Below are 21,465 nucleotides of genomic sequence, written 5' to 3'. Positions count from 1 at the left end.
TGGGGAATGCAGGAGGGATAGGATGATTGATGGAGATGATAAAGCAGCACAAGCCTCAAGCCACAAGTAAAAGCACTCGCAGGTGCTTTTACTTGCAGCTTGTAGCTTGAGGCTCGCAGCTGCCGTCAGCCGATGGTCATCAGGCTGGCATTACCACCTGCTGCCGCAGTGTTGACGCTCAATGCGCGCTCGATCACGAGGCGTTCCAGCGCAATGTTGGATTCGCCCTGCGACAGGCCCTGAACACCGACGATGGCGCCAGCACGCTTCGCCACTTGCTGGCACACCGCACGCAGTTGGTCGGAATGGCCATGATGCAGGACCGCATCAAACACCACTTCGTCCTTGTTCCAGTCGGTCACCAGCTTGATGCGCGCCTGAATGTCTTTCGACAGGCGGGCGAACAGCGTCTTGGCCACGTCAGTTTCCGGCCATACCGCGCAACCGCCCACTGCCAGCACCGCTGCCAGTTGAGCCAACAGGTCGCCTTCGACTTCCGCCAGGCACAGCACGTGTTCACGCGGCAGGATCGCATAGCTGTTGCGCTCACCGGTCGGGCCGGCCAGGACGCGGGTGATGCCGCTTTGCGATTGTGCGGCGAATTGCGCGCACAGTGCGCTCAGGTCAGCGAGCTTGTTGTTGTCGGCCCAGGCTGTGAGGGCGGTCAACGGTTGGCTCATGGCATCGCGCAGACGAACATCCGGCGCCGCGATGGCGTCACCGCGAGCGAAGGATTGCTCTATGGCATCTGTAGGACGGGTCGACAACAGGCGGTAAAGGTACAGCGGGCCGCCCGCTTTCGGACCGGTACCCGACAGGCCTTCACCACCGAACGGCTGTACACCGACCACAGCACCGACGATGTTGCGGTTGACGTAGACGTTACCGGCATTGACGTTATCGATCACCTTGGCGATGGTCTCGTCGATGCGGGTGTGCACGCCCAGGGTCAGGCCGTAGCCGGAGGCGTTGATCTGGCCGATCAACTGGTCGATGTCCTTGCGCTTGTAGCGAACCACGTGCAGCACAGGGCCGAAGATTTCCCGTTGCAGTTCGTCAAAGCTTTCCAGTTCGATCAGGGTCGGCATCACGAAGGTGCCGCGCTTGACCTCCTCGGCATCGGCGATAGCGACCTGGTACACGCTGCGGCCTTTGTCGCGCATGGCCTGGATGTGCTTCTCGATACCTGCCTTGGCTTCGGCATCGATCACTGGCCCGATGTCCACGGACAGGCGCTCTGGGTTGCCAAGGCGGCTTTCGGCCATCGCGCCCTTGAGCATTTCGATGACGCGGTCGGCGGAATCTTCCTGCAAGCACAGCACGCGCAGTGCCGAGCAACGCTGGCCGGCGCTGTCGAAGGCCGACGATACAACGTCAATCACCACTTGCTCGGTCAGCGCCGAGGAGTCGACGATCATGGCGTTCTGGCCGCCGGTTTCGGCGATCAACGGGATCGGACGGCCCTGGTTGTCCAGGCGACCGGCAATGTTGCGTTGCAGCAGGCGCGCCACTTCGGTGGAGCCCGTGAACATCACGCCTTTGACGCGATCATCGCCGACCAGGTCGGCACCTACCGTTTCGCCACGTCCCGGCAGCAGTTGCAGTACGCCTTGCGGAATGCCGGCTTCGAGCAGCAGGCGCACGGCTTGCGCGGCGACCAGTGGAGTTTGTTCCGCAGGCTTGGCCAGAACCGGGTTACCGGCGGCGAGGGCTGCGGCAACCTGGCCGCTGAAAATCGCCAGCGGGAAATTCCACGGGCTGATACAGACCACCGGGCCCAGTGGGCGGTGGGCGTCGTTGCTGAAATCGTTGCGTGCCTGGACCGCGTAGTAACGCAGGAAGTCCACGGCTTCACGCACTTCGGCAATGGCGTTGGCGAAAGTCTTCCCCGCTTCACGGGCCAACAGACCCATCAACGGCTGGATTTCGGCTTCCATCAGGTCGGCGGCGCGCTCCAGGATGGCGGCACGTTCGGCGGGCGGGGTGGCCTGCCAGATCGGGGCGGCGTTCAGGGCACACTGAATGGCGTTGTCGACATCTTCGACCGTCGCTTCCTGCACGTGGCCGACCACGTCACGCAAATCGGAGGGGTTGAGTACGGGCGCCGGGGTTTCGGTGCTGGAGGCGCAACCGAGCATGGGTGCGGCTTTCCAGTTGTTGTGTGCGGTGGCCAGCAGCGCGCAGGACAACGACGCCAGACGGTGTTCGTTGGCCATGTCGATGCCGCTGGAGTTGGCGCGCTCGGGGCCGTACAGGTCGCGCGGCAATGGAATGCGCGGGTGCGGCAGGCCAAAACCGCCTTCGGTAGTGGCCATCTTCTCGATGCTGGCGACCGGATCGGCCACCAGTTCCTGGATCGAGATCGACTGGTCGGCAATGCGATTGACGAACGATGTGTTCGCGCCGTTTTCCAGCAGGCGACGTACCAGGTAGGCCAGCAGCGTTTCGTGGGTGCCAACCGGAGCGTACACGCGGCACGGACGGTTCAGCTTGCCCTCGGAAACCTTGCCTACAACTTGTTCGTAAAGCGGTTCACCCATGCCGTGCAGGCACTGGAACTCGTATTGGCCCGGGTAATAATTCTGACCGGCGATGTGATAAATGGCCGACAGGGTGTGGGCGTTGTGCGTGGCGAACTGCGGGTAAATGACTTCCGGCACCGACAACAGTTTGCGCGCGCAAGCGATGTAGGACACGTCGGTGTACACCTTACGGGTGTAGACCGGATAGCCTTCCAGGCCTTCGACCTGGGCGCGCTTGATTTCGCTGTCCCAGTACGCGCCTTTTACCAGGCGGATCATCAGGCGATGACGGCTGCGGCGAGCCAGGTCGATCACGTAGTCGATCACGTACGGGCAACGCTTCTGATAAGCCTGGATCACGAATCCGATGCCGTTCCAGCCGGTCAGTTGCGGCTCGAAGCACAGGCGCTCCAGCAGATCCAGCGACAGCTCAAGGCGATCGGCTTCTTCGGCGTCGATGTTCAGGCCAATGTCATATTGCTTGGCCAGCAGGGTAAGCGACAGCAGGCGTGGGTACAGCTCGTCCATCACGCGCTCATATTGCGCACGGCTGTAACGCGGGTGCAGGGCGGACAGTTTGATGGAAATGCCCGGGCCTTCATAAATCCCACGACCGTGTGAAGCCTTGCCGATCGAGTGAATGGCTTGTTCGTACGAGGCCAGGTATTTCTGTGCGTCGTGCTCGGTGAGCGCGGCTTCACCCAGCATGTCGTAGGAGTAGCGGAAGCCCTTGGATTCGAACTTGCTCGCGTTGGCCAAGGCTTCGGCGATGGTTTCGCCAGTAACGAATTGCTCACCCATCAGGCGCATGGCCATGTCGACGCCCTTGCGGATCATCGGCTCGCCACTTTTGCCGATGATGCGGCTCAGGGACGAAGTCAGGCCGGCTTCATTATGAGTAGACACCAGCTTGCCGGTCAGCAGCAGGCCCCAAGTGGCGGCGTTGACGAACAGCGACGGACTGTTGCCCAGGTGTGGCTGCCAATTGCCAGTGCTGATCTTGTCGCGGATCAGGGCGTCACGGGTGCCTTTGTCCGGGATGCGAAGCAGCGCTTCCGCCAGGCACATCAGGGCCACGCCTTCCTGCGAAGACAGGGAAAATTCCTGCAGCAGGCCCTGCACGATCCCGGCACGGCCGCCGGCACTTTTCTGGTTGCGCAACTTTTCGGCAATCGAAGCCGCCAGCTTGTTGGTGGCGTCGGCCATCGGTGCGGGCAGGCGAGCCTGTTCGATCAGCATCGGCACCACTTCCGGCTCAGGGCGGCGGTAAGCGGCGGTGATCGAAGCGCGCAGGACCGATTGCGGCAAGATGCTTTCGGCGAATTCGAGGAAGCACTGGTGAGCGTGGTCGACGTGCAGCTCGCCTGCATCATCACTCGCAGCGGCGCTCAAGCCGTTGAGCTCAGTCAGGGTTGCACCACCCTCGAGTTTTTCCAGGTAATTGAAAATTGCCTGCTTGATCAGCCAGTGGGGCGTGCGATCAATCGAGGTTGCGGCGGCCTTCAGGCGCTCGCGGGTCGGGTCGTCAAGCTTGACGCCAAGGGTGGTGGTAGCCATGTTTTTATCCTCATGTTTGCCACGACTGCGTGGCATCAGCTGGCCGCAAGATTAGCCGTGCTCTGGATGAGGTGCAACCGGGTGCAACCCTTTTTTTGCAGGAATAATGCGCAACTCGTCAGGAAAATAATTCTGGAACGAAAGTCCCGCTTCTGCTTGGTGCTTTTGCTTATAGCAAGCACATTTTACTGACCCATTACGGAGCAAAAGCGCTTTTTTTTCTGAGGAATCCGACTAGGTGCAACTAATTCTCGAGAAATGGGTTGCACCTTATTTGCAATGTTGCATAGCATCTGCGCCCCAAGGTGCAACCGATCAAAAGTTGGCTGCACCGGCTGATGGCTTTCCTGGGGAAACATCAGTCATAAATGCGCGGCCTCCCGAAGCGTCTGTCAAACATCATCGTTTACAGGCGGTTCAACTTGCCGCTGCTACATAAAAACAAAGCCAGGGCGTCACTTAATGAGCAATCCAACCCTGATCACGTTCGTGATCTACATCGCAGCAATGGTGCTGATCGGCTTCATGGCCTATCGCTCCACCAACAACCTTTCCGATTACATCCTGGGCGGTCGCAGCCTGGGCAGCGTTGTCACCGCGTTGTCCGCCGGTGCTTCCGACATGAGCGGCTGGTTGCTGATGGGCCTGCCGGGCGCCATCTACATGTCCGGCCTTTCGGAAAGCTGGATCGCCATCGGCCTGATCGTCGGTGCCTACCTGAACTGGCTGTTCGTCGCCGGCCGTCTGCGTGTGCAGACCGAGCACAATGGCGATGCGCTAACCCTGCCGGACTACTTCTCCAGCCGTTTTGAAGACAAAAGCGGCCTGCTGCGGATCATTTCCGCGATCGTGATCCTAGTGTTCTTCACCATCTACTGCGCCTCCGGCATCGTGGCCGGTGCCCGCCTGTTCGAAAGCACTTTCGGCATGTCCTACGAGACCGCGCTGTGGGCCGGTGCTGCGGCAACGATTGCCTACACCTTCGTAGGCGGTTTCCTGGCAGTGAGCTGGACCGACACCGTACAAGCCACGCTGATGATCTTCGCCCTGTTGCTGACGCCGATCATCGTGCTGCTGGCCACTGGCGGCGTCGACACCACGTTCCTGGCCATCGAAGCGCAGAACCCAAGCAACTTCGACATGCTGCGCAACACCACCTTCATCGGCATTATCTCGCTGATGGGTTGGGGCCTGGGTTACTTTGGTCAGCCGCACATTCTTGCGCGTTTCATGGCGGCGGACTCGGTCAAGTCGATCGCCAATGCCCGTCGCATCTCCATGACCTGGATGATCCTGTGCCTGGGTGGCACCGTAGCGGTAGGCTTCTTCGGTATCGCCTACTTCTCCGCGAACCCTGACGTGGCCGGTCCCGTGACCGAGAACCATGAACGTGTGTTCATCGAGCTGGCAAAAATCCTCTTCAATCCATGGATTGCCGGTGTGCTGCTGTCCGCCATCCTGGCTGCCGTGATGAGCACCCTGAGCTGCCAATTGCTGGTGTGCTCGAGTGCCCTGACCGAAGACTTCTACAAGACTTTCCTGCGTAAGTCGGCTTCCCAGCTGGAGCTGGTGTGGGTCGGTCGTGCCATGGTGCTGCTGGTGGCACTGGTCGCCATTGCGCTGGCCGCCAACCCGGAAAACCGCGTGCTGGGCCTGGTCAGCTACGCCTGGGCGGGTTTTGGTGCCGCATTCGGTCCGGTGGTTCTGATCTCCGTGATCTGGAAAAACATGACCCGCAATGGTGCACTGGCTGGCATCCTGGTGGGTGCGATCACCGTGATCGTGTGGAAACACTTCGAACTGCTGGGTCTGTACGAAATCATCCCTGGTTTCATCTTCGCCAGCCTGGCGATCTACATCGTCAGCAAAATGGGCGCGCCGACTCAAGGCATGCAACAGCGTTTTGCTGCGGCCGAGGCCGATTACCGCCTGAACAAGTGATCGTGACGAGCTGATGCTCTGACCTTTCGCTAAAACGGCCCGCTTCCTTCTGGAGGCGGGCCGTTTTTTTTGCGTAGGGTCAACAATGCTCGGGTTGCCCACTCGGCTGCGAAGTCCTGACGTTCACCTTCGTACAAGGTAAACTTGCGGGCCTTCGCAGGAGCAATCATGAATTATCGTCACGCCTTCCATGCCGGCAATCACGCCGATGTGTTCAAACACCTGACCTTGACCCGCCTCATCGCCTTGATGTCGCGCAAGGAGCAGCCATTCGCCTATCTGGATACGCACGCCGGTATTGGTCTGTATGACCTTCAGGGCGATCAGGCGAACCGTACCGGCGAGTACCTGGAAGGCATCGCGCGACTGTGGGATCAGCCAGACCTGCCGGCGGCGACCGCCGATTACATGAAGGTGCTGCACGACATGAACCCGGATGGCCAGCTGCGCTATTACCCGGGTTCACCGGAGCTGGCGCGACGCCTGACGCGAGCGCAGGACCGGGTGATGCTCAACGAGAAGCATCCCGAAGATGGCGTGCTGCTCAAGGACAACATGGCTGGCGACCGTCGAGTGAAAGTGCACCTGGGCGAGGGCTGGCACGTGGCCCGCGCGATGTTGCCGGTGCAGGAAAAGCGCGCGGTGATGTTGATCGATCCACCGTTTGAACAGCTCGATGAAATGCAGCGCTGTGCGGCTTCGTTGAAAGAGGCGGTTGGCCGGATGCGCCAGACAGTGGCGGCGATCTGGTACCCGGTGAAGGACCAGCGCATGTTGCGTCGTTTCTACCAGGACCTGGCCGGGACGGGCGCACCCAAGTTGCTGCGCGTGGAGTTGCTGGTGCATCCGCTGGAAACACCCAACAGCCTGAACGGTTCCGGGCTGGCGATTGCCAACCCACCCTGGGGGCTGGAAGAGGAGCTGCGCGAGCTGCTGCCGTGGCTGTCCGAGAAACTGGGGCAGACCCAGGGCGGCTGGAAGATGGACTGGTTGATTGCTGAGTAACAGCATTCCCCTGTAGGAGCGAGCACGTCGAGGCGTCGAACCGTCGCGATGGTCGTTAACGATAACGCTGGCGGCCTGACACCCCGCGGTGCCTGGACTTCCATCGCGAGCATGCTCGCTCCTACAGTTCAGGCAGGGATGCCCTAGATCGGGCAGGTCACGCCTGTACCGCCAATCCCGCAGTAACCTTCAGGGTTCTTGGCCAGGTACTGCTGGTGATAGGCCTCGGCGAAGAACACCGTCGGTGCCTGGTCGATTTCGGTGGTGATCGTGCCTTGGCCCGCCTTCGATAGTTCCTCCTGGAACACCGCTTTGCTGCGTTCGGCGGCGGCGAGTTGTTCCGGGGTGGTGGCGTAGATCACCGAGCGGTACTGGGTGCCGATGTCGTTGCCCTGGCGCATGCCCTGGGTCGGGTTGTGCAGTTCCCAGAACATCTTCAGCAGCTCGTCGTAGCTGACTTTCTGCGGCTCGTAGACCACCAGTACGACTTCGCTGTGACCGGTCAGGCCCGAGCACACTTCCTCGTAGGTGGGGTTCGGCGTGAAGCCACCCGCGTAACCCACGACCGTGCTGACCACACCTTCGCGCTGCCAGAACCGGCGTTCCGCGCCCCAGAAGCAACCCAGGCCAAAAATGGCAAATTCCACGTCATCGAAGAACGGACCCAGCAGCGGCGTGCCTTTAACGAAATGGTTTTCCGGCAAGGTCATCGGGGTTTCGCGGCCAGGCAGAGCTTGTTCTTTAGTCGGTAGCACGTTTTTGTTCACCAGAATTTCCGAGCGCAAGACCATCATCAGTCCCCTCAGTCAGGTTGAAATGTAAGGAATCAGACCGCCAGTGTGCCCGAGAGTCGCGTCGCTGTCAGGCGATTGGGCCACGCGGATAGCGTTTGAGCTTGTCGATCAGCTCGGCGCCCGGAATCGGTCGGTCGAACAGGTAGCCCTGGCCAACGTCACAACGGTGACGGCGCAGGAACGTCAGTTGCTCGGCTGTTTCGATGCCTTCGGCCACGACCTTGAGTTTAAGGTTGTGGGCCATGGCAATCACCGCGGAGGTGATTTCCATGTCGTCCTGGTTGTCCGGGATTTCGTGAATGAAGCTTCGATCGATCTTGATGATGTCGATGGGGAATTTTTTCAGGTAACTGAGCGAGGAGTATCCGGTGCCGAAGTCATCCATGGCCAGGGTCAGCCCCAGGCGCTTGAGCTGGTCGAGCTGCAAGTGGGTGTCTTCGGTGGCTTCCAGCAGCAGGCCTTCGGTCAGTTCCAGCTCCAGCAGGCATGCCGGCAGCGCTTCTTCCTTGAGGATGTTGGCGATCGAGGACACCAGGTCCGGGTCGGAGAACTGCTTGGGTGACAGGTTGATCGCCACCTGCAGATTGCCCAGGCCGGCAGCGGTCAACTCTTTGCTCATGCGGCAGGCCTGGCGGGCGATCCACTTCCCGATCGGGATAATCAGGCCCGTTTCTTCGGCGACGCTGATGAACTGGTCCGGACGGATCATGCCTTTTTCCGGATGGTTCCAGCGCAGCAGCGCTTCCATGCCCAGCAGCCGACCGCTGCGCAGGCACAGCTTGGGCTGGTAGAACACATCCAGCTCGTTCTGGGTCAGGGCGCGCCGCAGGTTGTTCTCGACGAACAGTTTGTAGCTGGCCTCGGCATTCAACGCTTCGGTGAAGACCTGCACCTGATGTTTGCCGTTGGCCTTGGCCTTGTGCAGCGCGAGGCCGGCGTTACGCATCAGGGTCTGTGGGTCACGTCCGTGCAGCGGTGCGCAGGCCAGGCCGACGGAGCCGGTGACGCTGATCAATTGGTTGTCGACGAACATGGGTTTGTCGAGCGTCGCCAACAGTTGATTGGCAACCTGCTGGCCCGATGTGAGGTCGGTGTTGTCCAGCAGTACGGCGAATTCGTTACTGGCGAAACGCGCCAGACTGCCGCCCGGCGACAGGCTGTTGCGCAGGCGACGGGCCAGGCTGATCAGCAGCTTGTCACCCGTCTGGTGGCCCAGGCTGTCATTGATTCGCTTGAAGTTGTCGATGTCCACCAGCAGCAGGCTGATCGGGGTATCGCTGTCTCGGGCGAAGCGTTCATCGAGGTTTCGGATGAAGGCCGGCCGATTGCCCAGGTTGGTCAGGTTGTCGGTGTAGGCCAGGCGTTCGATGCGCTGCTGGGCGAGCTTGGTCTGGGTGATGTCTTCGTAGATGCCGATGTAATGCGTCAGTTCGCGGTTGTCGCCGTACACCTTGGAGATCGACAACTGGCCCCAGTAGGGTTCGAGGTTTTTCCGGCGACTTTTGAATTCACCCTGCCAGCTGTTGCTCTTGGCCAGTGAAGACGGCGCATCGAACAACAGTTCACTGAGGTTTTCCAGGGCCGGCAGCTCCGACAGCCGCTGGCCGTGGACTTCTTCGGTGCTGTACTGGGTGATGGCGGTGAAGCTGGGGTTGACGTACTCCACCACGCCATCGCAGTTGACCAGCAGAAAGGCGTTGGCACTCTGTTCGACCGCGCGCTGGAACAAGTGCAGTGCGCTGGTGGCGGTGCGCCGATTGTGGTTGTTGATCACTTGGGCGAACTGATCAGCCAGTTCGCCGGCAAACGCAATCTCGTCGGACTGCCAGTCGCGGGTTTCACCTGATTGCTCCAGGCAGAGCACGCCGACCACCTGGCCGTCGATGCGGATGCTGGCGTCGAGCATCGCGTTGACGTTACGAGCGCGCAGGGCCTCGGCCATTTCCCGGGTGCGTGGGTCGCGGATGGCGTTATGCGCATCGATCGCCCGGCTGCCGTGCAGCGCATCCATGTAATCGGGGAAGCCACTGATGTCGATGGCGTCAGGCAACTCATAAGTCTGGGTGCAGCGGTGATACGCCGAAATCGGTACCAGCAGCGAGCCTTCCAGGTTCCACAGGCTGGCGCAATCGATCTGGTAAATGTCACAGGCGCTGCGGGTGATCAGCTCGGCCGCTTCTTGCACGGAGTTGCCAGTGCTATAGCGCTGGCGCGTCAGCAGCAGGATCAGGTCTTGTTGGGCGCGTACCCGGTCCAGATGCAGGAGTTGTTCCTGCTGGGCGCGTTGATTGAGTTCCAGGGCGATTTGCAGCCGGGTGTTGCGGGTTTCGAGATCCAGTGCCGGCAGCAGTGGTTCACCTTCGAAAATGCCGTCGACCACCATCAGGTAGCCACGCAGCAAATGTCTGTTGTGTTGTTTGTAGGCTTCGCCCAGCTCCAGCAGGCTCAGGGTGCCCGCAGCGGTGTGCAGGGTGTACCGGACCAGGTAGTGGGCGTTACTGGTCAGTTGCTGCTGGATGGTGTCATGCAGATGATAGCGTGCTTCGGGCTCCATCAAGCTGGCGTAGGGCGAGCCGACGAGCGCGCACAGCTCCACCGCCGGGAGGCCGAACTGTCGCTCGCAATTGGGATCGAGAAACAACAGGGCCCAGCTCGGTTCGTTCAGCCGTTCGAAACGCAGCATGCCGAGGCGCGAAGGCACCGGCAGTTGCGTCACTACCTCGGCCACCATACGGCTGGCGGCATCGGGTTGGCTTTTCATGGAAGGAACTCGCTTCGATTGTGCTGAACGCGCCGGGCTCTCGCCCTCTTTACTGTTGCCTGCAGCAAGGTTGCATCATTGCGACACCGACTGACAAGAGACATGAAGGCCAAGTGCTATAAGAATATGTCGGCAGGCAGGAAGAATTCTTCAGTTCGTGGCGAAAACTACCGGATTCAGCCCCTGCGAGGTTAACGCAACCTGATTTTCAGCGTTTGCAGAGGCCCGCCACACCGGTTGTGATAAGTCACCTGAAGGTGCCGGGACTCCACCCGCAGATGGGCAAAGTTGTCCTGGCTGATCACTGGGCTGGTCAGTTGATGCCGGTACTCGCCTGCGTCGGTCCTGGCCAGCGGTTCGTCGAATACGAAGGTACAAGTTCGGGCATAGGGCAACAGCATGCTGTTGCACAGCGGTGAGGAGACGATGGTGTGCACTTCGAAGTCCGGGTCTTCGCTGTGGGTCAGCCGGCTGGTCAGGGAGCCGTGGACATCGCCGCAAACGAAGAAGACATTTTTGATCCGGTGTGTACGAATCGTTTCCAGCAATCGTAATCGTTGCTCCGGAAAGGCTTGCCAGGCATCCGTGGCGAACCGTCTGCGGTCGGGGTACAACACCACGCTGGTGACCACGAACTTGACGCGTGCCGGGCTGTGAACCAGCCAGGTGCACAAGGCCTGCTCCTGCTCTTCGTCGAGAATGCGCCGATTGTCGGCCGACAGATTGCGCCGTGTGCGGCTATCGGTGACAAACCATTCGATATCGCCATGGGTAAACTGGTACCAATAACGGCTGAGGTGACGATTGATTGTCCCATCGTCGTGCAGCTCATGGGCGGGGCTGTGGCTGGCCTGGTACAGCTCGTACGCGGCGATGGCATTGTCGTATAAATGATCGTCGCCCCGGTTTTTGTTGGCCGGCCAGTTGTCCTCGATTTCGTGGTCGTCGAGGATCATGTACGTCGGGATTCCGGACATCAGTCTCGCTATGTGCGGTTGGGAAAAGGCCGTGCGGTACTTCTCCAGGATTTCCCCGTAATCGCGGTCAGGCGCAATGAGATTCAAGTCGTCGATGTAGACCTGGTCGCCGGTCATTACCATCGCGTTGATCGGCGCCGCGCGATGCTGCGCCAAGTGGTTGATCGAGGCAAAGATGCGGTCGCCCAGATGTGGCAGCGCAGCCATTCCAGCGGTCATGCGCAGGTATCGACACGAGCCGACGATGTATCCCCTCGGCGCCGTCGCGCTGTCTGACGGCGTGCGGAAACGATAGATGTCCCGAGGCCATTGCAGCGCCAGCTCCTGGATTGACTCCACGGTATGCAGAGCGCTCATCGGGCTGAACCAGCCCGCCTGGTACTCGTATTCGGTATCGGCGGCGAGCTGGTTCAGGGCAATGACCTCGCACATGTCGCGCTGCTCTGTCAGTTGGCTGAAAACCCCGCGGGACCAATGAGCCTCGCCCCTGTGTCGATAGCGCAGGCCGGCGAATACCAGGGCACCTTTTTGCGATTTGCCCCGTAGGAATATCCGGGTGTGAGACGACGTAGTGTGTCCAATGATCGGGCCGACGGTAGGTTTGTGCAGGTAGGAATTCATTCGACGCAGTACTCGTTGAGCCAAAAGTGTGTTGGCCCAGCCTAGAGATTGCCTCGCAAAAAAAATCGGGGTGAAGTGGACGGAGGGTGTGGGATTTGTAAGCCCGATCTGTCGGACAAGGGAGGAGGGCATCTGCCAATAAAATCAGGGCAAAAAAAAGCCCCGCCAAATTGACGGGGTTGAGGTACGAGCGTGGCGCTCGAAAAAGCAGCGACGCGACAGGCCCTCCGGTGAAGGAGGGCCGGCCGGTGTTACAGCAGGATAGTACGGATGTCCGCCAGCAGGTCGCTCAGGCGCTTGGTGAAGCGAGCCGCAGCGGCGCCGTTGATCACGCGGTGATCGTAGGACAGCGACAGCGGCAGCATCAGCTTCGGCTGGAAGGCCTTACCGTCCCAGACTGGCTGGATGGTGGCCTTGGAAACACCGAGGATCGCCACTTCCGGCGCGTTGACGATCGGCGTGAAGCCGGTGCCGCCAATGTGGCCGAGGCTGGAAATGGTGAAGCAGGCGCCTTGCATGTCGTCAGCGGTGAGCTTCTTGTCGCGAGCCTTGGCGGCCAGCGCAGCGGCTTCGGCTGCCAGTTGCAGCAGGCTCTTCTGGTCGACGTTCTTGATGACCGGTACCAGCAGGCCTTCAGGGGTGTCGACGGCGAAGCCGATGTTCACGTACTTCTTGCGGATCACAGCCTTGCCGCTTGGAGCCAGCGAACTGTTGAAGTCCGGCAATTCCTTGAGCAGGTGCGCGCAGGACTTGAGCAGCAGCGGCAGGATGGTCAGCTTGACGCCAGCCTTCTCGGCAACTGCTTTCTGTGCGACGCGGAAGGCTTCCAGTTCGGTGATATCAGCCGAATCGAACTGAGTCACGTGCGGGATGTTCAGCCAGCTGCGATGCAGGCTCGACGCGCCGATCTGCATCAGGCGGGTCATCGGCACTTCTTCGGTTTCGCCGAAGCGGCTGAAGTCCACGGCCGGAATCGGCGGAATGCCCGCACCTCCGGTAGCGCCGGCAGCAGCCGGTGCTTCCTTGGCCTTCTGCATCATCGTCTTGACGTAAGCCTGCACGTCTTCCTTGAGGATGCGACCGTGCGGGCCGCTGGCGCCAACAGCGCTCAGCTCTACACCGAACTCGCGAGCCAGTTGACGCACGGCTGGGCCGGCGTGAACCTTGGCGCCTGGCTTGGCTGGAGCGGCGGCCGGTGCGGCAGCCGCAGGAGCGGAGGCAGCAGGCGCAGCAGCGGCAGGTGCAGGCGCGCTCGGAGCCGCAGCGGCCGGAGCCGGTGCAGCCGCAGGCGCGGCGCCTTTGACCTTGAGTTTGAGGATCAGGTCGCCGGTGCCGACTTCGTCATCGAGCTTGACCGAAACGCTTTCCACCACGCCAGCGGCAGGCGATGGAATTTCCATGCTGGCCTTGTCGGATTCCAGGGTGATCAGCGATTGGTCAGCTTCGACGCTGTCGCCGGCCTTGACCAGCACTTCGATGATCTTGGCCTTGCCCGCCGAACCGATGTCCGGAACGTGAATATCCTGGACGCTGTCGGCAGCGGGTGCGGCTGGTGCCGCAGCAGCAGGGGCTGGCGCAGCAGCGGCCGGAGCAGCGGCCTGGGCTGGCGCGGCAGCACCCGCCACTTCCAGGTCCAGAATCAGGTCGCCAGTGCCAACTTCGTCATTGAGCTTGACGTTGATGGCCTTGATCACGCCAGCGGCAGGCGATGGGATTTCCATGCTGGCCTTGTCGGATTCCAGGGTGATCAACGACTGGTCAGCTTCGACGGTGTCGCCGACCTTGACCTGGATTTCGATGATCTGAGCCTTGCCTGCCGAACCGATGTCCGGCACGTGCACTTGCTGAACCGAAGCGGCAGCCGGGGCAGCAACTGGCGCGGCAGCAGGGGCAGGGGCGGCAGCAGGCGCTGCTTTTTCCGCAGGAGCAGCGGCAGGCGCAGGGGCCGCAGCAGCGGCACCTTCGACTTCCAGCTCGAGCAGTTCGTCGCCTTCTTTCAGGCGATCGCCCAGCTTCACTTTCAGGCTCTTGACGATACCGGCCTTCGGCGCAGGCACTTCCATGCTCGCCTTGTCCGATTCCAGTGTCAGGATGCTCTGGTCGGCTTCGATACGGTCGCCGACCTTCACAAACAGTTCAATTACTTCACCTTCACCGCTGCCGATGTCAGGTACGCGAATGAGTTCGCTCACGGAATCTCTCCTCAGCAGTCCAGTGGGTTGCGTTTTTCCGGGTCGATCCCGAACTTGGCGATGGCTTCAGACACCACCTTGGGTTCGATATCGCCACGGTCAGCCAGTGCTTCAAGGGCTGCCAACACCACGAAATGACGGTCGACTTCGAAGAAATGACGCAGTTTCTTGCGGCTGTCGCTGCGGCCGAAACCGTCGGTGCCCAGGACTTTGAATTCCTTGGACGGTACCCACTGACGGATCTGCTCGGCGAACAGTTTCATGTAGTCGGTCGAAGCGATGACCGGGCCTTTACGGCCAGTCAGGCACTCTTCAACGTAGCTGCGCTTAGGCTTCTGGCCCGGGTGCAGGCGGTTGGTGCGCTCGACGGCCAGGCCATCACGACGCAGTTCGTTGAAGCTGGTGACGCTCCACACGTCGGCACCGACGTTGAATTCTTCACGCAGGATCTTCGCCGCTTCACGGACTTCCCGCAGGATGGTACCGGAGCCCATCAGCTGAACGTGGTGCGCCGCTTCGCGGGTGTCTTCCTCGAGCAGGTACATGCCTTTCTTGATGCCTTCCTCGGCACCGGCCGGCATGGCGGGCTGCTGGTAGGACTCGTTCATCACGGTGATGTAGTAGAAAACGTCCTGTTGCTCTTCGGTCATTTTCTTCATGCCGTCCTGGATGATCACCGCCAGCTCGTAGCCGTAGGTTGGATCGTAGGTGCGGCAGTTCGGAATGGTGGAAGCCAGCAGGTGGCTATGACCGTCTTCGTGCTGCAGGCCTTCACCGTTGAGGGTGGTACGGCCGGCGGTGCCGCCGATCAGGAAGCCACGGGTGCGGCTGTCGCCAGCGGCCCAGGCCAGGTCGCCGATACGCTGGAAGCCGAACATCGAGTAGAAGATGTAGAACGGCAGCATTGGCTGGTTGTGGCTGGAGTACGACGTACCGGCCGCGATGAAGGAGCTCATGGCGCCCGCTTCGTTGATGCCTTCTTCGAGGATCTGGCCCTTCTTGTCTTCCTTGTAGAACATCACCTGGTCTTTATCGACTGGCTCGTAGAGCTGGCCGACGGACGAGTAGATGCCTAACTGACGGAACATGCCTTCCATACCAAAGGTACGGGCTTCGTCCGGGATGATCGGGACGATGCGCGGGCCGATTTCCTTGTCCTTGACCAGTTGCGCGAGGATGCGCACGAAGGCCATGGTGGTGGAAATTTCGCGGTCGCCCGAGCCGTCGAGGATGGCCTTGAGGGTGTCGAGCGATGGGGTCGGCACGCTGAAGCTCTGCGCACGACGCTGTGGCACGAAACCGCCCAATGCGGCGCGGCGCTCGCTCAGATAGCGGGCTTCGGCGCTGTTCGGCTCCGGCTTGAAGAACGGCAGGTTTTCCAGCTCTTCGTCCTTGACCGGAATGTCGAAGCGGTCGCGGAACAACTTCAGGCTGTCGACGTCGACCTTCTTGGTGTTGTGCGCGGTGTTTTTCGCTTCGCCGGCACCGGTGCCATAACCCTTGATGGTCTTGGCCAGGATGACGGTAGGCTGGTCCTTGTGGTTGACCGCCTGGTGGTACGCCGCATAGACCTTGTACGGGTCGTGGCCGCCACGGTTGAGTTTCCAGATCTCGTCGTCGGACAGGTCTGCAACCATCGCCTTGAGTTCTGGCGAGTTGAAGAAGTGCTCACGCACGAACGCGCCGTCCTTGGCTTTGTAGTTCTGGTATTCGCCGTCGATGACTTCGTCCATGCGGCGTTGCAGGATGCCGTCGACGTCCTTGGCCAGCAGTGGGTCCCAGAAACGGCCCCAGATGACTTTGGAAACGTTCCACTGAGCACCACGGAACACGCCTTCGAGTTCCTGGATGATCTTGCCGTTGCCGCGAACCGGGCCGTCGAGGCGCTGCAGGTTGCAGTTAATGACGAAGATCAGGTTGTCGAGCTTCTCGCGGCCAGCCAGCGAGATTGCGCCCAGGGATTCCGGCTCGTCGCACTCGCCATCGCCCAGGAAGCACCAGACTTTCTGCTTGCCTTCAGGAATGAAGCCACGGGCTTCCAGGTACTTCATGAAGCGCGCCTGGTAGATCGCCTGGATCGGGCCCAGACCCATGGATACGGTTGGGAACTGCCAGAAATCAGGCATCAGCCAAGGGTGTGGGTAGGACGACAGGCCCTGACCGTCCACTTCCTGGCGGAAGTTGTTCATCTGCTCTTCGCTGATGCGGCCTTCCATGAATGCACGGGCGTAAACGCCTGGCGAGGTGTGGCCCTGGAAGTAGATCAGGTCGCCGCCGTGCTCGTCAGTCGGGGCCTGGAAGAAATAGTTGAAGCCGATGTCGTACAGGGTAGCGCTGGAGGCGAAGCTGGAGATGTGACCGCCCAGGTCAGAATCCTTCAGGTTCGTACGCATCACCATGGCCATCGCGTTCCAGCGTACCAGCGAGCGAATGCGGCGTTCCATGAACAGGTCGCCAGGCATGCGTGCTTCGTGGGTGACGGGAATGGTGTTGCGGTATGGTGTGGTGATGGCGTAAGGCAATTGCGAACCGCTGCGGGTTGCGAGTTCGCCCATACGGGTCATCAGATAGTGAGCACGGTCTTCGCCTTCTTTGTCGAGAACCGATTCCAGGGCGTCCAGCCATTCCTGGGTTTCGACGGGATCGAGGTCTTGCATGGCTTGCTCCAGGGCGGAAAGGCTACCAGAATCGGTTGCCTGAGTGAGCGACTGGCCTTGTGGGCAGACGTTATGAATTCTTGGATTGCCGAGAGGTAGGTTCCGGCGGCGTGTAGTTTTACTACAAATCATCGGGCATTTCAGCTATCCGAATGTATATACGAGTAGTAAAACTACAGGTGAGCGGCTTGTGGCCTCCAGCTGCGTTGTGAGAATAATCGTTAAGGTTGGTCTTTTGCCAACCAAAAAAGGTGAAAGCTTGATGCTGACTACCAAAAATGAAGAATTTTCAGCTATTTTTAACCTTTGTTCGACAGTCGATCAGGTAGTGCGAACTGAAAAATCACTACAAGCAGCCCTCCACACGCCGATCAAGGATAGACCATGAGCCTGCCTGCGCTTGCCGAACTTCCCGGCATTCTCCTGCCGTTGGTCACCCGTGCCGAGCAGTCGTTCCGTGAGGCTGTGCTGACCCTTGAGGATGACCATGGGTTCTCGGGGTGGACTCCAGAGCGCTGGGCGCAATGGGCGCGCGTGGGCGCCGCCAGCGATTTCGTCATTGAACAAAGTGTTCGTGACCCTTTGATGTTGCTGACCCTGGTGCAGTCCGGGGAACTGGATCGTGCCTACACTCCCGGCGAGTTGTGCGCGCAGATTGCGGCAGCGGTGAACGAGGCACAGACCGAGGACGAACTCGGTCGCGCCTTGCGTCGCCAGCGTGCCCGCCACCAGGTGCGGATCATCTGGCGCGACCTGACTCGCCAGGCCGACCTGGTCCAGACCTGCCGCGACCTCTCGGACATGGCCGATGCCAGCATCGACCAGGCCTATCAGTGGTTGTACAAACGTCATTGCGAGCAGTTCGGCGTGCCTACCGGCAGGCGCAGCGGCGAGCCGCAGCAGATGGTGATCCTTGGCATGGGCAAACTCGGCGCGGTCGAATTGAACCTGTCCTCGGACATCGACCTGATCTTTGCCTACCCGGAAGGCGGCGAAACCGTCGGGGTGAAGCGCTCGCTGGATAATCAGGAGTTCTTCATCCGTCTGGGGCAGCGCCTGATCAAGGCGCTGGACCCGATGACCGTTGACGGCTTTGTATTCCGTGTCGACATGCGCCTACGGCCTTACGGTTCGTCGGGCGCGCTGGTGCTCAGCTTCAACGCGCTGGAGCAGTATTACCAGGATCAGGGGCGGGATTGGGAACGCTACGCAATGATCAAGTCGCGCGTGGTGGCGGGTGATCAGGCAGCCGGTGCGCAGTTGCAGGAAATGCTGCGTCCGTTCGTTTACCGGCGTTATCTGGATTTCTCCGCCATCGAAGCGCTGCGCACCATGAAGCAGCTGATTCAGCAGGAAGTGCGGCGCAAGGGCATGGCCGACAACATCAAACTCGGCTCGGGCGGCATTCGCGAAGTGGAATTCATCGCCCAGGCGTTTCAATTGATCCATGGCGGTCGCGACCTGAGCCTGCAACAACGCCCTCTATTAAAGGTGCTGAGCACGCTCGAAGGCCAGGGTTACCTGCCGCCAGCGGTGGTCAACGAACTGCGCGAAGGTTACGAGTTCCTGCGTTACACCGAGCACGCAATCCAGGCGATTGCCGATCGCCAGACCCAGATGCTGCCAGACACCGCACAGGATCAAGCGCGCATTGCGTTTATGTTGGGTTTCGATAGTTGGGACACCTTTCATCAGCAATTAATGTACTGGCGCGGTCGTGTGGCCTGGCACTTCGGCCAGGTGATCGCCGACCCCGACGAAGAAGCCGGCGCCGAAAGCGAAGTGGTGGTCGGTGGCGAGTGGCTGCCGCTGTGGGAGGACGTCCAGGACGAAGAAGCGGCCTGCCGTCAGCTGGAAGACGGCGGTTTCACCGATGCCGGCAAAGCCCTGAAAGCCCTGGCCGGACTGCGCAGCAGCCCGCAATTGCGGGCGATGCAGCGTTTGGGGCGTGAGCGCCTCGATGCCTTCATCCCGCGATTGCTGGCCCAGGCGGTCGAGCATAGCAATCCTGACCTGGTGCTTGAGCGTGTGCTGCCGTTGGTGGAGGCCGTGGCTAGGCGTTCAGCGTATCTGGTGCTGTTGACCGAAAACCCCGGCGCGTTGAGGCGTTTGCTGACCTTGTGCGCCGCGAGCCCGTGGATTGCCGAGCAGATCACTCGTTTTCCGCTGCTGCTCGACGAATTGCTCAACGAAGGCCGCTTGTTCAAGCCACCCTTGGCTCCGGAGTTGGCAGCGGAGTTGCGCGAGCGCCTGACACGCATTCCCGAGGACGACCTGGAGCAACAAATGGAGGCTCTGCGCCATTTCAAGCTGGCGCACCGCTTGCGTGTCGCGGCGTCTGAAATCGCCGGGCATCTGCCGTTGATGAAAGTCAGCGATTACCTGACCTGGCTTGCCGAGGCCATTCTCGAGCAGGTGCTGGCACTGGCCTGGCGCCAGACAGTGGCCAAATATGGCACACCGTTGCGCAACGACGGGACGTTGTGCGATCCGGGCTTCATTATTGTTGGTTACGGGAAAGTCGGCGGCCTGGAATTGGGGCATGGGTCCGACCTGGACCTGGTGTTTATCCATGACGGCGACCCGCAGGCGGAAACCGACGGCCCCAAATCCATCGACGGTGCGCAATTCTTTACCCGGCTGGGGCAACGGATCATTCACTTGCTCACGGCCCAGACCAACTCCGGTCAGTTGTATGAAGTGGACATGCGCCTGCGGCCCTCCGGGGCATCGGGGCTACTGGTAAGTTCGCTGGGGGCCTTTGCCCGGTATCAGGAAAACGAAGCCTGGACCTGGGAACACCAGGCGCTGGTGCGAGCGCGGGTGCTGGTGGGCAGTCCGGATGTGGGTCAGGCGTTCGAGCAGGTTCGTGCGACTATTTTGGGTAAATCCCGGGACCTGGCGACCTTGCGCCAGGAGGTCAGCGATATGCGCGCCAAGATGCGTGACAACCTTGGCAGCAAGAGCACCGGGGCCGGCACCGCGGCGAATGCCTTCGAGGCCTCGGCACCGTTCGATCTCAAGCAGGACGCCGGAGGTATCGTCGATATTGAATTTATGGTGCAATACGCCGCCCTGGCGTGGTCTGAAACACACCCGCCGCTGCTGCGCTGGACGGACAACATCCGCATTCTGGAAGAGCTGGAACACGAAGGGCTGATGCCTGCCGAAGACGCCAGCCTTCTGCGCGAGGTCTATAAGGCCTACCGTTCCGCCGCGCATCGGCAGGCCTTGCAGAAGGACCCGGGAGTGATACCCGGTGACCAGTTCGTGGACGAACGGCGACAGGTGATGAGGATCTGGCGTGAAATGGGGCTAACCTGAAGGGCTTGCCACACCGTGTTTTGGAGAATTCTCGAGGCGGGGAGGCGTATGCCTCCCCGGTTCGTTTTTGGAAGCCACATGAAAATTCTGATCGTTGGGCCCAGTTGGGTCGGTGACATGGTGATGGCGCAGACACTGTTTCAGTGCCTCAAGCAGCGTCACCCGCAATGCGAGATCGATGTCCTGGCGCCCGAGTGGAGCCGGCCGATTCTCGAACGCATGCCCGAAGTTCGCCAGGCCTTGAGCTTTCCGCTCGGCCACGGCGCGTTGGAGTTGGCGACCCGTCGGCGCATCGGTAAATCCCTGGCCGGCCAGTACGACCAGGCGATCCTGTTGCCCAACTCACTGAAATCGGCGCTGGTGCCGTTTTTTGCCGGTATTCCCAAACGCACCGGTTGGCGTGGCGAGTTCCGCTATGGCCTGCTCAACGACGTGCGCACGCTGGACAAAGAGCGTTATCCGCTAATGATCGAGCGCTTCATGGCCCTGGCTTACGAGCCCGGTTCTGAACTGCCCAAGCCCTACCCGCGCCCGACCCTGCAGATCGACCCGGTGAGCCGTGAAGCGGCGCTGGCCAAATTCGGCCTGGCCCTCGATCGTCCGGTGCTCGCGCTGTGCCCAGGCGCCGAGTTTGGTGAGTCCAAGCGTTGGCCATCCGAGCATTATGCGAAGGTCGCCGAGGCAAAAATTCGCGAAGGCTGGCAAGTCTGGTTGTTCGGCTCGAAAAACGATCATGCGGTCGGCGAAGACATCCGCGCCCGGTTGATTCCCGGCCTGCGTGAAGAATCCGTGAATCTGAGCGGCGGTACATCCCTGGCCGAGGCCATCGACCTGCTGTCCTGCGCCGACTCTGTGGTGTCCAACGACTCTGGACTGATGCACGTCGCGGCAGCCCTGAATCGTCCTTTGGTGGCGGTCTATGGTTCGACATCGCCGGGCTTTACCCCGCCGTTGGCCGAGCACGTGGAGATCGTGCGCCTGGGCATCGAATGCAGCCCGTGCTTTGATCGCACGTGCCGATTCGGTCATTACAACTGCCTGCGCCAATTGATGCCGCAGGCGGTGAGCGAAGCCTTGCAGCGGTTGCAGGGCACTGCGGTCGAGGTCCACTAGT

Annotated in this window: 10 protein-coding genes; 4 read left to right on the top strand and 6 right to left on the bottom strand. The window is 60.7% G+C overall.

What is annotated here, in order from left to right:
- Positions 1-125: 125 nt before the first annotated feature.
- On the bottom strand, positions 126-4,079 hold the full coding sequence (putA, locus tag AB4O36_RS23975; protein WP_460140423.1) for a trifunctional transcriptional regulator/proline dehydrogenase/L-glutamate gamma-semialdehyde dehydrogenase: 3,954 nt from the start codon (positions 4,077-4,079) through the stop codon (positions 126-128).
- 462 nt (positions 4,080-4,541) lie between these two features.
- On the opposite strand from putA, the gene putP reads away from it, so the two are divergent.
- Both putP and AB4O36_RS23965 read left to right on the top strand, forming a co-directional pair.
- Positions 4,542-6,020, top strand: coding sequence for a sodium/proline symporter PutP (putP, locus tag AB4O36_RS23970; protein ID WP_460118719.1), 1,479 nt, complete (start codon positions 4,542-4,544; stop codon positions 6,018-6,020).
- A gap of 168 nt (positions 6,021-6,188) precedes the next feature.
- The gene (locus AB4O36_RS23965; RefSeq protein ID WP_460118717.1) at positions 6,189-7,025 is read left to right on the top strand and encodes a 23S rRNA (adenine(2030)-N(6))-methyltransferase RlmJ; all 837 of its coding nucleotides are present in this window, start codon (positions 6,189-6,191) and stop codon (positions 7,023-7,025) included.
- Positions 7,026-7,168: 143 nt separating this feature from the next.
- Here AB4O36_RS23965 and msrA read toward each other — a convergent pair whose 3' ends face one another.
- The 5 genes from msrA to aceE all read right to left on the bottom strand — a co-directional run bounded on the left by msrA (position 7,169) and on the right by aceE (position 17,027).
- A complete protein-coding gene (gene msrA, locus AB4O36_RS23960; protein WP_460126837.1) occupies positions 7,169-7,816 on the bottom strand; it encodes a peptide-methionine (S)-S-oxide reductase MsrA in 648 nt (215 codons plus the stop codon).
- 70 nt (positions 7,817-7,886) lie between these two features.
- On the bottom strand, positions 7,887-10,580 hold the full coding sequence (locus tag AB4O36_RS23955) for a sensor domain-containing phosphodiesterase (protein ID WP_460140422.1): 2,694 nt from the start codon (positions 10,578-10,580) through the stop codon (positions 7,887-7,889).
- A gap of 191 nt (positions 10,581-10,771) precedes the next feature.
- The gene (locus AB4O36_RS23950; protein ID WP_460142170.1) at positions 10,772-12,166 is read right to left on the bottom strand and encodes an alkaline phosphatase D family protein; all 1,395 of its coding nucleotides are present in this window, start codon (positions 12,164-12,166) and stop codon (positions 10,772-10,774) included.
- Between the two features lie 263 nt (positions 12,167-12,429).
- Positions 12,430-14,370 carry a dihydrolipoyllysine-residue acetyltransferase gene (aceF, locus tag AB4O36_RS23945; RefSeq protein ID WP_460140421.1) on the bottom strand — a complete coding sequence of 647 codons (1,941 nt, stop codon included), beginning with the start codon at positions 14,368-14,370 and terminating at the stop codon, positions 12,430-12,432.
- 11 nt (positions 14,371-14,381) lie between these two features.
- Positions 14,382-17,027, bottom strand: a complete 2,646-nt coding sequence (gene aceE, locus AB4O36_RS23940) for a pyruvate dehydrogenase (acetyl-transferring), homodimeric type (RefSeq protein ID WP_460118711.1) — start codon at positions 17,025-17,027, stop codon at positions 14,382-14,384.
- A gap of 384 nt (positions 17,028-17,411) precedes the next feature.
- Here aceE and glnE point away from each other — a divergent pair, with 384 nt between their 5' ends.
- Positions 17,412-20,351, top strand: a complete 2,940-nt coding sequence (gene glnE, locus AB4O36_RS23935; protein ID WP_460140420.1) for a bifunctional [glutamate--ammonia ligase]-adenylyl-L-tyrosine phosphorylase/[glutamate--ammonia-ligase] adenylyltransferase — start codon at positions 17,412-17,414, stop codon at positions 20,349-20,351.
- 78 nt (positions 20,352-20,429) lie between these two features.
- Complete coding sequence (gene waaF, locus AB4O36_RS23930; protein ID WP_460118707.1) at positions 20,430-21,464, top strand: lipopolysaccharide heptosyltransferase II; 1,035 nt, start codon at positions 20,430-20,432, stop codon at positions 21,462-21,464.
- Position 21,465: the final 1 nt, after the last annotated feature.

This window comes from Pseudomonas sp. S2_E01 (assembly GCF_054668365.1).
The sequence above is the reverse complement of the archived record's forward strand: the minus strand, read 5'-3'. Positions and strand labels throughout refer to the sequence as shown.

What these genes read in the sequence shown, in the direction of transcription:
- putA (WP_460140423.1), bottom strand. Translation starts at nt 4,079, where the DNA reads ATGGCTACCACCACCCTTGGCGTCAAGCTTGACGACCCGACCCGCGAG.
- putP (WP_460118719.1), top strand. Translation starts at nt 4,542, where the DNA reads ATGAGCAATCCAACCCTGATCACGTTCGTGATCTACATCGCAGCAATG.
- AB4O36_RS23965 (WP_460118717.1), top strand. Translation starts at nt 6,189, where the DNA reads ATGAATTATCGTCACGCCTTCCATGCCGGCAATCACGCCGATGTGTTC.
- msrA (WP_460126837.1), bottom strand. Translation starts at nt 7,816, where the DNA reads ATGGTCTTGCGCTCGGAAATTCTGGTGAACAAAAACGTGCTACCGACT.
- AB4O36_RS23955 (WP_460140422.1), bottom strand. Translation starts at nt 10,580, where the DNA reads ATGAAAAGCCAACCCGATGCCGCCAGCCGTATGGTGGCCGAGGTAGTG.
- aceE (WP_460118711.1), bottom strand. Translation starts at nt 17,027, where the DNA reads ATGCAAGACCTCGATCCCGTCGAAACCCAGGAATGGCTGGACGCCCTG.
- glnE (WP_460140420.1), top strand. Translation starts at nt 17,412, where the DNA reads ATGAGCCTGCCTGCGCTTGCCGAACTTCCCGGCATTCTCCTGCCGTTG.
- waaF (WP_460118707.1), top strand. Translation starts at nt 20,430, where the DNA reads ATGAAAATTCTGATCGTTGGGCCCAGTTGGGTCGGTGACATGGTGATG.